General features: G+C 39.3%; 11 protein-coding genes and 7 tRNA genes. 10 read left to right on the forward strand and 8 right to left on the reverse strand.

Annotated elements, in window-relative coordinates; translation table 11 throughout:
• Nucleotides 1-126 precede the first annotated feature (126 nt).
• Both AB6N04_RS04380 and AB6N04_RS04385 read left to right on the forward strand, forming a co-directional pair.
• Entirely contained in the window at nt 127-1311 is a 1185-nt protein-coding gene (locus AB6N04_RS04380) for a NupC/NupG family nucleoside CNT transporter (protein ID WP_369310704.1), read from the forward strand.
• A 65-nt stretch (nt 1312-1376) separates the two neighbouring features.
• Nucleotides 1377-1595 carry a DUF3820 family protein gene (locus AB6N04_RS04385; protein WP_369310705.1) on the forward strand — a complete coding sequence of 73 codons (219 nt, stop codon included), beginning with the start codon at nt 1377-1379 and terminating at the stop codon, nt 1593-1595.
• A gap of 4 nt (nt 1596-1599) precedes the next feature.
• Here the strand turns inward: AB6N04_RS04385 and AB6N04_RS04390 are convergent, their stop codons facing one another.
• Entirely contained in the window at nt 1600-2016 is a 417-nt protein-coding gene (locus tag AB6N04_RS04390; RefSeq protein ID WP_369310706.1) for a MarR family winged helix-turn-helix transcriptional regulator, read from the reverse strand.
• A gap of 122 nt (nt 2017-2138) precedes the next feature.
• Here AB6N04_RS04390 and AB6N04_RS04395 point away from each other — a divergent pair, with 122 nt between their 5' ends.
• Nucleotides 2139-2891 (forward strand): SDR family NAD(P)-dependent oxidoreductase, encoded by a 753-nt coding sequence (locus AB6N04_RS04395; RefSeq protein ID WP_369310707.1) that lies wholly within the window; start codon nt 2139-2141, stop codon nt 2889-2891.
• Between the two features lie 180 nt (nt 2892-3071).
• Here the strand turns inward: AB6N04_RS04395 and AB6N04_RS04400 are convergent.
• The 3 genes from AB6N04_RS04400 to gltX all read right to left on the reverse strand — a co-directional run bounded on the left by AB6N04_RS04400 (nt 3072) and on the right by gltX (nt 4866).
• Nucleotides 3072-3147 (reverse strand) — tRNA-Ala (locus AB6N04_RS04400).
• A 49-nt stretch (nt 3148-3196) separates the two neighbouring features.
• A tRNA-Ala gene (locus tag AB6N04_RS04405) sits at nt 3197-3272 on the reverse strand.
• A gap of 172 nt (nt 3273-3444) precedes the next feature.
• Nucleotides 3445-4866, reverse strand: a complete 1422-nt coding sequence (gene gltX / locus AB6N04_RS04410) for a glutamate--tRNA ligase (RefSeq protein ID WP_369310708.1) — start codon at nt 4864-4866, stop codon at nt 3445-3447.
• Between the two features lie 438 nt (nt 4867-5304).
• Here gltX and AB6N04_RS04415 point away from each other — a divergent pair.
• The 6 genes from AB6N04_RS04415 (at nt 5305) to AB6N04_RS04440 (ending at nt 8163) form a co-directional block, all read left to right on the forward strand.
• Nucleotides 5305-5380: transfer RNA gene (locus tag AB6N04_RS04415), tRNA-Val, on the forward strand.
• A 26-nt stretch (nt 5381-5406) separates the two neighbouring features.
• Nucleotides 5407-5482, forward strand: a tRNA-Val gene (locus tag AB6N04_RS04420).
• Nucleotides 5483-5513: 31 nt separating this feature from the next.
• Nucleotides 5514-5589 (forward strand) — tRNA-Val (locus AB6N04_RS04425).
• A gap of 134 nt (nt 5590-5723) precedes the next feature.
• Nucleotides 5724-5799 (forward strand) — tRNA-Lys (locus tag AB6N04_RS04430).
• 39 nt (nt 5800-5838) lie between these two features.
• Nucleotides 5839-5914, forward strand: a tRNA-Lys gene (locus AB6N04_RS04435).
• A 1955-nt stretch (nt 5915-7869) separates the two neighbouring features.
• Nucleotides 7870-8163 (forward strand): helix-turn-helix domain-containing protein, encoded by a 294-nt coding sequence (locus tag AB6N04_RS04440; protein ID WP_369310709.1) that lies wholly within the window; start codon nt 7870-7872, stop codon nt 8161-8163.
• A gap of 349 nt (nt 8164-8512) precedes the next feature.
• On the opposite strand, the gene AB6N04_RS04445 is transcribed toward AB6N04_RS04440, so the two are convergent.
• From AB6N04_RS04445 to AB6N04_RS04460, 4 genes are read right to left on the reverse strand one after another with little or no spacing between them, the layout of a single operon-like run.
• Nucleotides 8513-9181, reverse strand: coding sequence for a methionine ABC transporter permease (locus AB6N04_RS04445; protein ID WP_369310710.1), 669 nt, complete (start codon nt 9179-9181; stop codon nt 8513-8515).
• Nucleotides 9178-10191: a methionine ABC transporter ATP-binding protein gene (locus AB6N04_RS04450; RefSeq protein ID WP_369310711.1), complete on the reverse strand. Its 1014-nt coding sequence runs from the start codon at nt 10189-10191 to the stop codon at nt 9178-9180. Before AB6N04_RS04450 ends, AB6N04_RS04445 begins: the two co-directional genes overlap by 4 nt.
• 3 nt (nt 10192-10194) lie before the next feature.
• Nucleotides 10195-11655: an NAD(P)-binding domain-containing protein gene (locus AB6N04_RS04455; RefSeq protein WP_369310712.1), complete on the reverse strand. Its 1461-nt coding sequence runs from the start codon at nt 11653-11655 to the stop codon at nt 10195-10197.
• Nucleotides 11656-11659: 4 nt separating this feature from the next.
• Entirely contained in the window at nt 11660-12784 is a 1125-nt protein-coding gene (locus tag AB6N04_RS04460; RefSeq protein WP_369310713.1) for a CMD domain-containing protein, read from the reverse strand.
• A 214-nt stretch (nt 12785-12998) separates the two neighbouring features.
• Here AB6N04_RS04460 and AB6N04_RS04465 point away from each other — a divergent pair, with 214 nt between their 5' ends.
• On the forward strand, nt 12999-13841 hold the full coding sequence (locus tag AB6N04_RS04465; RefSeq protein ID WP_369310714.1) for a MetQ/NlpA family ABC transporter substrate-binding protein: 843 nt from the start codon (nt 12999-13001) through the stop codon (nt 13839-13841).
• The last annotated feature ends 122 nt before the right edge of the window (nt 13842-13963 follow it).

The raw sequence follows: 13963 nt of genomic DNA on the forward strand, positions 1-13963 counted from the left end.
ACCTTCTTCTTTTTGCAAAATACACCCACTTAGTTTTCAGGTTAATGTGACCGTGGTCTCATTTAAATGTTACCCATTACATAGAATATACACATAGACTGATCCTTAAATTTGTTGGAGTCGCATATGACCTCGATCCTGCATTTCATTTTATCTTTAGTAGTAATTGCTGCTCTTGCCATCTTAGCAAGTAGTAACCGTAAGGGGATCCGTCCTCGTTATGTCGTTCAACTACTGGTTATTCAAATTGCATTAGCATATCTGTTCTTGAAATCGAATATCGGTGAATCTTTTGTTCTCGCTGTAGCTGGGGTGTTTACTCACCTGTTAGGTTATGCAGCGGAAGGTACAAAATTTATCTTCGGCGGCATGATTGAAGGAAATTTAGCGTTCTTCTTCTTACAAGTTTTATGTCCAATCATCTTTATTTCTGCGTTAATCGGGATTTTACAGCACGTTAAAATTCTACCGATCGTTATTCGTGTTATCGGTACTGTATTATCTAAAGTTAATGGAATGGGGAAACTGGAATCATTCAACGCAGTAAGCTCACTGTTACTGGGTCAATCTGAAAACTTTATTGCTTATAAAGATCAGCTTAACCGTATGTCAGATCGCAGAATGTACACCATGGCAGCAACAGCAATGTCGACAGTATCGATGTCAATTGTTGGTGCATACATGACGATGCTGGAGCCACGCTTCGTCGTTGCAGCATTAGTCCTGAACATGTTTGGTACTTTCGTGGTGCTGTCTTTAATCAACCCATATCCACCCGAAGGTGAAGAAGACATTCAAATGAGCAACCTACATGAAGGTCAAAGCTTCTTTGAAATGTTAGGTGAATACATTCTTGCTGGATTTAAAGTTGCGATTATCGTTTCAGCGATGTTGATTGGTTTTATTGCCCTGATTGCTATGATTAACGGTATTTTCTCAGCAATTTTCGGTATTGATTTCCAAACTATGCTGGGGTACGTGTTCTATCCATTTGCTTGGATTTTAGGTATCCCTGCCGATGAAGCCCTACAAGTTGGCGGGATCATGGCAGTGAAGATGGTAACGAACGAATTCGTGGCAATGGATGGCTTACAAGCTATCGCTGGTGGCTTATCTGAGCGTTCAGTTGGTATTTTATCTGTGTTCTTAGTGTCATTCGCTAACTTCTCTTCAATTGGTATCATCGCAGGTGCTATCAAAGGGTTGGATGAAAAACAAGGTAATACAGTGGCACGTTTCGGCTTGAAATTACTGTACGGCTCAACCTTAGTGAGCTTCTTATCCGCAGCGGTTGTTGGATTAGTACTGTAGTTTGCAAAAAAGTGTTAAATTAATAACGGCGTTCATTAGGACGCCGTTTTTTTATGGGAGGAACAATGGAAAAGCAAGATCTTATCGATATGGCAAATACCTATATGCCATTTGGTAAATATAAAGGCTGCATTTTAATTGATTTACCAGAGGAATACCTTCTGTGGTTTTATAAAAAAGGCGAGTTCCCTTCAGGGCGTCTCGGTCAGTTAATGGAAATGGCCCTTGGTTTAAAAATTGAAGGGTTAGAAGGCTTGGTAAAGCCATTAAAACGCACCAAATGAAAAATCACTCATGATCTAAAGCATCGGTGATTTTCTTACTCAATTGAATGAAGATATCTTGTTCTTGCGGTGTTAAAGCCGCTTTGACTTTTAATGCATTTTCCGCACGACCAGCCGCTGCCCGTAGTAAAAAATGCCGTCCTTTATCCGTTAACTGAGTGATCAGCTCTCGCTTGTCATCATCTGATTTGGTTTGCTCGACAAATTGATAAGATTTTAATACTCGTAGAAATTTCGATAAATTTTGGCGAGAAATTCCAAGTGATTGGCTTAATTGGCTAGGTGTTAATCCCCCTTTTAGCCTCAATATTTCCAGTACATCGTACTGCCCCCATGTAATTTGTTCCGGCGTAAAACTGACACGACGCGCAACAAGAGTACATTGTAACAATGATAATGCATCCTCAAGGGAACTGGGCATAGTAATTCTTCCTTCTGATTTAACCGAATAAGTATACCTTGGCGTAAAGAATAAAACGATAAGTTGATTAACTTTAGTTAACTAATTATAGTTAACTAAAGTTAATTATAATTGAGGTAAATATGCGACAATTTACAAATCATATAGCATTGGTTACAGGGGCTTCTACGGGAGTTGGGTTTGCCATTGCTAAAAAATTACACTCACAGGGTGCGACGGTTATTATCACTGGACGTCATGAAGAGGCGTTGACGCAAGCTGCTGCTGAAATTACGCCAATAGGTGAGCGCATCAGTGTGATAAAAATGGATGTTGCAAGCGCAAAGGAATTTCAATCTACGATTGAGCAGATAGAACGCAAATATGGCGCACTGCACTACTTGGTCAACAATGCAGGTATTACTGGCCCACATGGGATCAACATTGAAGATTATCCGTTAGAGGCTTGGCATGATGTGATTGAAACGGATATTACAGGAACATTCCATGGCTTAAAATATGCAATACCAGCGATTCACCGCAGTGGTGGTGGGGCAATTGTCAATTTATCAGCATGTAATGGCGTGACTGGGATTGCCGGTATAGCGCCTTATACGGCGGCAAAACATGCAGTTTTAGGTCTCACAAGATCTGCCGCGTTAGAGAATGCGAAAAAAGGGGTACGGATTAATGCAGTAGGGCCTGGTTATGTTGAAACGCCCAATATTGCGATGTTACCGCAGAGTACTCAGGATTGGATGGCCTCGACGCACCCTATGGGGAGGATGGCGCAAACAGAGGAAATCGCTAATGTGGTCGCTTTTTTGCTATCAAAAGAAAGTAGTTTTATCACAGGCGCTTTTATTCCTATTGATGGTGGCTATACAGCTCAGTAATTGATTTGGTCGCTTTATATAATCAACCAGCGGATTATTTTACCCATTTTGCGACTCATGATGAGCTATCGATTCGCCGAGTATTTATATTAGCAATGTGATTGAACGGCTAGAAATGATTACATTGATGAGCTGGATAAAATTGGCAATAAAGAGTAATAATTAAAAGAAGGAAGAGAATGGTGGAGCTAAGCGGGATCGAACCGCTGACCTCTTGCATGCCATGCAAGCGCTCTCCCAGCTGAGCTATAGCCCCAATTTATAGATTTTGGTTTTTAAAACATACCATCTAACAGGGTATTAGATGGTGGAGCTAAGCGGGATCGAACCGCTGACCTCTTGCATGCCATGCAAGCGCTCTCCCAGCTGAGCTATAGCCCCAAACAAAATCTTTTGGACGGGAGGCATCATATTCAAGCTCGATAGGAGTGTCAATAAAATAATCGGTTTTTCCGTTTAATTGCTGAAATATAGAGCGTTTTACAATCAACGCAAGGAAATAACTAAAAAGGGAAAGGCTGCCCCCAAGAAATGAGGGCAGAGAAAGCAATTATTATTGTGCGGATGCTTCGCGTTCAGCAATAAATGCTAATGCTTTATCAATGCGCGCAATAGAACGAGCCTGTCCAATAGCGTGAACAGTGACATCAAGACCCGGTGATTGACCAGCACCAGTAACAGCAACACGCAAAGGCATACCCACTTTACCCATACCCACATCTAATTCAGTGGCAGTCGCTTCAATCGCATGGTGAACATTTTCAGCGGTCCAATCTGTGATCGCAGCTAATTTATCTTTAACCACTTCTAATGGTTGACGAGCAACAGGGCGCAGGTGTTTTTTCGCCGCATCTGCATCGAATGCGTCAAAGTCTTGATAGAAATAATGGCATGACTCAGCCATTTCTTTCAGCGTCTTGCAACGTTCCCCAAGTAATTTAATTAGGTCGACTAATTGCGGTCCATTGCTAGTATCAATATTTTGCTGCTCAATATGCCAAGCAAGGTATACCGCAACTTCTTCAGCAGGTAATGCATTAATGTAATGGTGGTTTAACCATTGGAGCTTTTCAGTGTTAAACGCACTTGCTGATTTACTGATCGCATCAAGGCTAAAATACGCTGTCATTTCCTCAACAGAGAATATTTCTTGGTCACCGTGAGACCAACCCAGACGGACTAAATAATTCAGTAAGGCTTGTGGCAAGTAGCCATCATCGCGGTACTGCATCACGCTTACTGCACCGTGGCGTTTAGATAGTTTTTTACCATCGTCACCTAAAATCATCGAAACGTGTGCATACACTGGCACTGGCGCACCTAATGCTTTTAGGATGTTGATTTGACGAGGTGTATTATTAATATGGTCTTCACCACGAATAACGTGAGTAATTTCCATATCCCAGTCATCAATAACAACACAGAAGTTATATGTTGGTGAACCATCAGTACGACGAATGATTAAATCGTCCAGTTCTTGGTTACTAAATTCAATTGGGCCACGAATTTTGTCATCAAAAATGACGGAACCTTCTTGTGGATTACGGAAGCGAACAACATGCGGCTCGTCAGGAGTATGGTTATGTGCGTGATCACGGCAGCAACCGTCATAGCGAGGCTTTTCATTATTCGCCATTTGCTCTTCACGTAGTGCTTCTAAGCGTTCTTTTGAACAGTAACAGCGATAAGCCGTACCCGCTTCGAGCATTTGATCAATGACTGCATTATAACGGTCAAAACGTTTAGTTTGATAATAAGGACCTTCATCCCAATTTAAATTCAACCAGTTCATACCGTCCATAATGGCATCGATAGCTTCCTGAGTTGAACGTTCTAAGTCAGTGTCCTCAATACGCAGGACAAATTCGCCCTGATTGTGGCGACTAAATAACCAGGAATACAGAGCGGTACGCGCACCACCAACGTGCAAATAGCCAGTTGGGCTTGGTGCAAAACGGGTTTTGATTTTACTCATCGAGATTGCCTTAATTGCAAAACATTGTTTTTGAAGCGCTGAAGAGTTCACAGCCGAATAGATAAATGGCTACTGTATGCAACAGATTATGATAAATCGTGATGCGGTATAAAGCGTTATACCTGTGAAGTCAGTCAGCATTGCTAAAATGTGCCTCTATTCTATCATCCTGTGGTGATTCCTCAATCAAGTTATGAAGATACAGGGAAAGAAAATAAAAAAAGTGAAGCTAAAAATAAAAATAAGTGAGAAGGGGGCGTTTATTTTCATTTTACAAAAGAATAAAAAGGAGAAATTATATAGGTAATTGATTAAAAAGGCAGCTTTTCAGGCGAATATTGAAACATCTTGATTAATTTTGCAACGAACGAAAAAAATCTATCGAAAAAGCGTTGACTCTGAACTCTGTATCCCTATAATGCACCTCCATCGACGACGGGGCGATTAGCTCAGTTGGTAGAGCACCTCCCTTACAAGGAGGGGGTCAGTGGTTCGAGCCCGCTATCGCCCACCACCGTTGACGATAAAAACTAAATGATTGGGCGATTAGCTCAGTTGGTAGAGCACCTCCCTTACAAGGAGGGGGTCAGTGGTTCGAGCCCGCTATCGCCCACCAATCATTTATAATGTGGTACAAGTCATGAAGTGGGCGATTAGCTCAGTTGGTAGAGCACCTCCCTTACAAGGAGGGGGTCAGTGGTTCGAGCCCGCTATCGCCCACCACTTCATTCATTACTCACATAAAATGCTAGTTTAGATGGGCGTTAGCTCAGTCGGTAGAATTATTGGCTTTTACAAGCTGGTTGCAGGTTCAACCCGAAGGGTAAGAAACTGTAATTAGTTAACAATATTTAGATGGGTCGTTAGCTCAGTCGGTAGAGCAGTTGACTTTTAATCAATTGGTCGCAGGTTCGAATCCTGCACGACCCACCATCTAAGACAGTTAAGACAGTAAACACAAAGATCCCAGATGGGTCGTTAGCTCAGTCGGTAGAGCAGTTGACTTTTAATCAATTGGTCGCAGGTTCGAATCCTGCACGACCCACCATCTCAAGTCTCCTTAAGTAAGCACGCAGTTGGTTAGCGATACCTCGACAAGCTGGTTGCAGGTTCGAGCCGAAGGCGAAATCCGTAGGATTGACATCCTGCACGACCCACCATCTCAAGTCTCCTTAAGTAAACACGCAGTTGGTTAGCGATACCTCGACAAGCTGGTTGCGCCTTCGAGCCGAAGGCGAAATCCGTAGGATTGACATCCTGCACGACCCACCATCTCAAGTCTCCTTAAGTAAGCACGCAGTTGGTTAGCGATACCTCGACAAGCTGGTTGCAGGTTCGAGCCGAAGGCGAAATCCGTAGGATTGACATCCTGCACGACCCACCATCTCAAGTCTCCTTAAGTAAGCACGCAGTTGGTTAGCGATACCTCGACAAGCTGGTTGCGCCTTCGAGCCGAAGGCGAAATCCGTAGGATTGACATCCTGCACGACCCACCATCTCAAGTCTCCTTAAGTAAACAAGCAGTTGGTTAGCGATACCTCGACAAGCTGGTCGCAGGTTTGAGCCGAAGGCGAAATCCGTAGGATTGACATCCTGCACGACCCTGTGTCGATAAATTGGCTTAATTAGCTAGACTGCACGTAGCGTGTGAGAAGAAAACTGTACACTGATCTGGACTGAGAAAGGAATAACGATAATTCTCATAAAAGCTTCCCAATAAAAACCAACAACAATTTATTTTTTAGTACTGACAGAAACATATGATCAAAGCTTGGGTAGTGCTTTATAGGATAGAAAGTATTTAGCTTTTGAACAAACCACAGTGGGTTAATCGATAAAATCACTACAAGTAATATTAGTGAATTTTTATTCTATAGATTGAGCTTTAATTAGTCTGTTAGCTGATGTATTTATGTAAATAACGACTAGCTAATACCAAAAATAACGTAAATATTCGATTTTTTCTTTGGTTATCGCTCCAATAGTGATTTTTTTATTACCATATTTGAGATATTAGGTGATTTATTTTAAATGCGATCAGTGTACCAATCTATATTGGAGTATCCAATAAAGATTGCTCTGTGGATTGCTGCTTAAATATACCTTGCTAGATTAATAACAGTACTAAAGTATAACAATAAGTCAGAATATCATTATAATAAACATGGGTAATTTAAAGTTTGGATTAGGGGGGAGGGTATTTCTTGAAGTAAAAGCCTGTTAATTTAAAAATTATCAATGTTAAATATTAATCATCTTCATCTGAAGATAAAATTAACAATATTAAAATTAGATAATCCAATAGGATTACTTTGTCATATTTTTGTGATGTCCATCAAGTAAAGTGAATAATAAACTTCCTTAACGTTATGTTTTTGTTATGTTGAACATTGTGAATGGGTAAATTTTTACCGTGCTACTTTAAAAATTTAGCATTTCCTCTAAAGGTAACACACTATGAGTTGTTGTATGTTATTGATATTTAATGACGCTAAAAAATAATAGAGGTAAAATTTATTTTTTTTACTATTATTTACAGATATAAATGATATTGAATCATTTTTTATTCATTAAATGATTATTTACTATTAAAATCATTAAAAATGTTACAGTGTTAAATTATTCTGTTTATTTACTTTATTTTTAGGTTATGCATCTAGAAAACACTATTTTTTTAGTGTAATATTTTATTGATTTCTTGTGACACAATTAATATGTGTAAGTGATGGGTGAGCCTTTATATCATAACACTATGATATTTATGGTATAATTTTATTATTTCTGCGAGGTAAGTGCCTCGTAATGTTCTGTTACATAGTTGTAACATCACTTTAAGACTAGTTGAAACTCATTAGATTGCTAGTATATCATTCCTATCGATATATGCGGGATCGTCAGCGCTATTATCAAAGCAATACTTATTATATAAAAGATAAAAATAAAAAATGCAGTTACGTATCTGCTAATTTTATTTCATTAATATAAATTGAAGCGAGAATGTTTATGAATACAAAATATCCTGTCGCTTGTGCAGTCGGACAAAAAATTAAAACGCTAAGAAAAGCTCAAGGTTATACTGTGTTTCAGTTAGCCAAAGAGATAGATATTAGTGAGCAACAATTATTTCGTTATGAGCGAGGTGTTAACCGTATTGACATTGATTGTTTGGTTCGCGTATTAAAAGTCTTAGGTGTTAATATGGGTGAATTTTTTAGTGAAATACTACAAGATGATGCTCAGCAAGATGAAAGAAGAGATTCAAAAGGATTTGATGACGCGATCTATTCCTTAGTATAAGGTAAATGATTATTTTGTCTCATAATGAAACGGAACTTAATTATAACTTCTAGTTGTTTCAATTAAGAACGTAAATTAAGTGTGCATGCTATATGCATTTCACCAAAGAGAATAAAAATATTGATTTTCCCTTATTCTGTGTAAAACAAAAAAATAAAAGCCTGTAATGGGCTTTTATTTTTTATTATATAAATACTTATGAAATTAACTTTAAATTAATAAGTGTAATTACTGAACAAACAATTCAATTTTAGATGTGACCATTTTAACTTAATCAAGCAGATTAAATTTTAACAGTCCAGAATATTACTATAAAGCTGATAACCTGATGTTATCAGCTTTTAAATTATCAATGAAAGCGAGCTTTTTTAGCAAGGTAATCGCCAATAAATTGCATTCCTTGGACAATAATGATTAAAGTCACCACCGTAATCGCCATTGCCACATTATCAAAGCGTTGGTAGCCATAGTTCAAGGCAAGATCGCCAACGCCCCCTCCACCGACAGCACCTGCCATTGCAGTAGCGCCAACTAACGTAATGCTTGCTGCGGTTAAACTCAAAATAAGGGAAGACTTAGCCTCAGGTAAAATGAAATGCCAAACTATTTGCCAATTTGTTGCGCCCATTGAGTCCGCAGCTTCAATAATCCCTGAATGTACACTTAACAGTGAATTTTCAACTAACCTGGCAGTATAGGGGGCAATAAAAATCACTAAAGGTACTATTGCTGCGGTTGTTCCTATGGATGTACCAACCATAAAGCGCGTTAGTGGGATCATCGCGACTAATAAAATAATAAATGGCAAGGAACGTATGATATTAATAATGGGGTTAACAATGCGGTATATACATTTATTTTCCCAAATACCTTCAGGTCGAGTGATAACAAGTAGTATGCCTAATAAAATACCAAATAGAGAACCAAGAACTAAGGCAACACTGACCATCGTAAAGGTTTCCGACATGGCGAGTAAAAATTGTTTACTGGTTAATGCTGTTTCAAATAATGCTGTCATATTGCCCCCTGACTTACTGCTACGCCACGCAAACGTAAAAACTGTATAGCTTCCTCAATTTGTCCTTTATCTCCCATGATTTGTACAAACATGCTGCCAAGAACCACTCCGCTGATTTCTTTCATATTGGCAAAGAGAATATTAATTTTGACGATCTGTTTTAAGATTAGCTCATTAACCACAGGCTCTTGGGCTGATGAACCGAGAAACTCAAGGCGATAAACATTTTGCTGGTGATCTAAATTGTGCAGAACTCGCTCAGGGATTTCCTCATTTAAAACAGTTCCAACAAATTTTTGGGTTGTTGGGTGTTTTGGCGCAGCAAAAATATCTAATACTGTTCCTTCTTCTACAATTTTGCCTGCTTCCATCACTGCAACACGGTTACATATCTGCTCTATGACTTCCATTTCATGAGTAACCAGCAGGATAGTTATATTTTGTTCTCGATTGATCTTTTTTAATAACAGTAAGATAGAGCGAGTTGTTTGTGGATCGAGTGCGGATGTCGCTTCATCACATAATAATATTTGTGGGTTATTGATAAGGGCACGAGCAATACCTACACGCTGTTTTTGGCCGCCAGATAACTGGCCTGGATATTGGTTCTTTTTATCGCTCAGCTCAACATATTCCAGAATGTTATCAACGCGGCGATTGATCTCACGTTTATCTAGCCCAAGCAAAACTAAAGGCATGGCAATGTTTTGCGCGACTGTTTTGGTCTCAAGCAAATTAAAATGCTGAAAAATCATCCCGATACTTTTTTTATGGGCACGAGTTTCAGCGGGGGTATGTTGAGCAATATTTTGCCCATCAATAATAACGGCACCACTAGATGGTTTTTCTAATTGATTGACCAAGCGAATAAGAGAGCTCTTTCCTGCTCCACTGTAGCCAATAAACCCAAAGATATCACCTTTATTGATATGCAAGTTAATGTCTTGCAACGCAACTAAAGATTGCCCATCTTTTTCATATACTTTTTGGACATTTTGAAATGTAATCATAGTCTACTCTACATGATCAGTGAGTTGCATACGTTCTGAAGGTGGAGTTGCAGGCTGCCACTCATCACCGAATAATTCAAACTCTTGGCTGGTTTTGATTAATTCAAGATGCAGCTCCCTATTGGCGAGGTATAACTGCGCTGCAATGTGGTCAGCTAAACGTTCCGCACCTGTATTCGTTCCTGGGATCAAGCCGATTACAGGTCCCATACTGAGAGACGCACTTAAATTAAAGCAATAAAGTTGTTTGAGTTTTTCACTGTCAGCATCATTTTTCCCTTGTAATTCAAAATGCGCCCCTAAATAAGGGTGTGCGGCCAGTTCACTATTTTCCTCATTGACTGGTGCTGTATAAGCATTAGCCCAAGTTTTAATTAATGGAGTGATTTGGTTAAATGCAGGATCTTTGAACCAATTAATCCGATACCCTGTCGCGAGGATCAAATAATCTAAAACGAATTGACCGGTTGTTGTCGAGATATGTAATTTTTTGTTTTTTAATTCAATATGCTTAACTTGGGTATTAAAATTAAAAAATGCATTTGAGTGGCGAGACACCCGTAAAGTACTGCCATGAGGGGCCGGGGTCTTAGCCTTAACCACATAATCCGCATAATGCCATTTTTGTGCATCTGTAAAGTAGGCATAAGCGTTTGTAAAACCCGGACTTCCTGCCACTTTCCCTCTGTTTACACGAGGCATATCGGTAGCACGGATTAAAATTTCAACCGAATTGGCCCCATTTTCTAATGCGGTGGCGGAACTATCCATTGCGCCGGCGCTGTAGCCGACAACACCAATATCTAATCCTTTGAAACGACTGTAATCAGTGCCTGCATATGAATGTTCCCAATATTGTTGTGGTATGCCATCCATAAAATTTGGGATGTTAGGTTCACTAAATGACCCCATTCCAGTTGCTAAAATCACATGTTGTGCAATGTAGTCGATAGTCCCTTCGGCAGTTTTAAAAAATAGCTGATTACCGTTATCTGTTAAATGTATGTCAATTAGTTCATATTGATTAAATACTTTGGGGGCCGTTACCGTTTTAAACCACTGCAAGTATTCTCCCCATTGCAGGCGAGGAATTTTGTCTAATGCTTCCCATTTCTCATCGCCAAACTGTGCCTTGAACCACGCTTGAAATGTCAGTGAAGGGGAGGCTAAAGCAGGGCCAACAACCTGTTTCGGGGAACGCAAGGTCTCCATTAAGGCAGGGGAACGCCAAGGGCCTTCTTCTCCTACAGGCGCTTTTTCAAAAATAATTGCATTGATCCCCCTTAATTTGAGCGCAAATGCAGCTGTTACGCCGGACATGCCCGCCCCAATGATGGCAACATCAATATGTCGCTTAGCGGCATCATTATTTGATAATGACCATGATGGGATGGGGATGTTCAGATATTGTAAATCTTGTGCAATTTGCGCTTCTAAAGCCGCTAAACCAGTGAGTCCATTCATAACATTATTCCTTATTCTCCAAGAGCTCAAACGGTTCCCCGAGAGATAGCATTAAACGGTTTGCCCATGCGAAAAATGCGCTGGACTGAATTAAATCAAGTAACTCAAGTTCTGATAATCCCAATTGACGCAATATTGCAATTTGGGATGCGGTGGCTTGAATGGGGGTTGCTGACAATGAAGCCACTAAATCAGTTATCGCTAATAAACGCTCGTCAAAGCCATCTGCAAGTATTTCACCCGCGGGTGTCGCTAATAGCTTATCGACATCACTACGGCGTTCTTTGGCATACTGGCTAGCTTTACGTGCATGAACAGATGCACAATAAATACAGCCATTTACTTTGCTAACAACTGCGGCGGCAAATTCACGCTCCCAACGTGGCAATCCACCCGTGGTATAAAAGACACCTCTGTCAATTAATGTTCGAATTTCTAAAATTTTGCTTTGATAAGCCAGTAGGAGAAAATATTCAGAGTTTAATTGGCCAAATTTTTTTAACACTTGAGCCTCTTCATCACTCAATGTTGTCGCTTTACGGGCTGTTATCCAAGCTTCCCATCCTAAATTATTTTGTGTAAAGGCTGTTGGCGATGGCTTTCCTTGGCGAGTTAAAGGCTGTTGATCCCATGTGCCAGCGACGATTTTTGCCGTGTCGAATGTGTCACTCTCTACTGTGTTTAACAGATTAATTCCTTCAACTAAACGTGCTTGGTAGGTCACAAATGTAATTAACTGAGCAAGTAAAATAATGTCGCTATTTTCCCAACCTTGAGTGACCAATTTCTCGATTAATGAGAAATCGGTATTTTTGGGGGATAACGTTAATATTTGCAAATATTCCGCAGCGGCTTGTAGGGCAGGCGAAAGATCTTCAGGTTTTAGTAATGACGATTTCTGCCAATAAAAATCGGCTAATTTTGGACTACCAGTTAATTTTGCAACCTGATGAGCAAAGTTGTAGCGAATATCAACAGGAAATTGCTGTGATGGCACAGAAAAAATTTCATTGTATGCAGCTTGGGTATTTTCAGTTGCGACTAAGCGTTCTTGACGGCTCAGTGCTAAATCGGAATCTGGTGATAAGCGTGTCAGCACATTAATTAAATCATCATTGAGAATAGTCATAGAGTAACTCACTTTTTTTAAACGTTTTTTTATCTCCTTTATTACATATCAATCACATCATTTCTCGAACGATCTATTTGTTATATCTATATATCTAAATGGAATTAAAATTGTTTTTTATATTACAAATGGATTAAGTTATAACTATCTGATCTAATAACAACGAAATTAATATGATTATACTGGCTCAAATATTTTCACAGGGTTGTTAGGTATGTTAAAACAAAAATTAATTCATCTATCGTTAGTCGCAGTAGCAGTTATTACACTCTCAGCATGTGGTGATAACAATGAAAAGGATAATCCAGATAAAAAACAGATAACGATAGGTTTTGGAGTTGGGAATTATATCGACCAAGTTGATAAAGGGATCGTCCCTATTCTAGAAAAAAAAGGCTATAAGGTGACTTTGCGTCAATTTTCACAAAATAGGCAAATTAACCCTGCATTTGAAGAAGGTTCTATTGATGCATCGGTCAACCAAAGCCGTGCATATATGGAGGCTTATAATAAAAAGAATAACATTAATATGGTTGCACTGACTGATTCACCCAGTGCACCACAAAGCTTACGTTCTAAAAAGCACAAATCAATTGATGATGTTAAAGATGGCATGATAGTTGCGCTATCCAATGACCCCGTTAATGCCGAACGTGGTGCGAGGATCCTTGAGCAATTAGGCTGGATTAAAATCAAACCGAATGTGAATACACTGAGTTTTAGTGTTAATGACATTTCACCAGGCAAATACAATTTGGATGTGCGTGAAACGGACGCAGCACAAGGATTAAGATTACTTGATGATGTTGATTTTGTTGTTGTCAATGGTAATTATGTTGCGAGTGCTGGACAACGCATTGCAGATGGACTGGTTGTGGAAAATTCGCCGTTAGAACATCGTGTTATTGTCACTGTAATGCAAAAAGATCTTGATTCTCAATGGGCGAAAGACTTAAAGGAGGCTTTTGAGTCCAAAGAATATGCAGATTATATTCGTTCACAGCCTATTTATGATGGTTTTATTGAGCCTGAAAGTTGGAGTAAATACGCTAAATAAAATCCTAGTCTAATATTTTATTTAAGTTCTGATTTAGCCACTTATTATTAACTTAATAAGTGGCTTTTTAAACTAATTTACATGAAATTTATTCTTATTAAACTTCTAGACAACATCATGTT

Source organism: Providencia rettgeri, from assembly GCF_041075285.1.
Lineage (GTDB): Bacteria > Pseudomonadota > Gammaproteobacteria > Enterobacterales > Enterobacteriaceae > Providencia > Providencia rettgeri_G.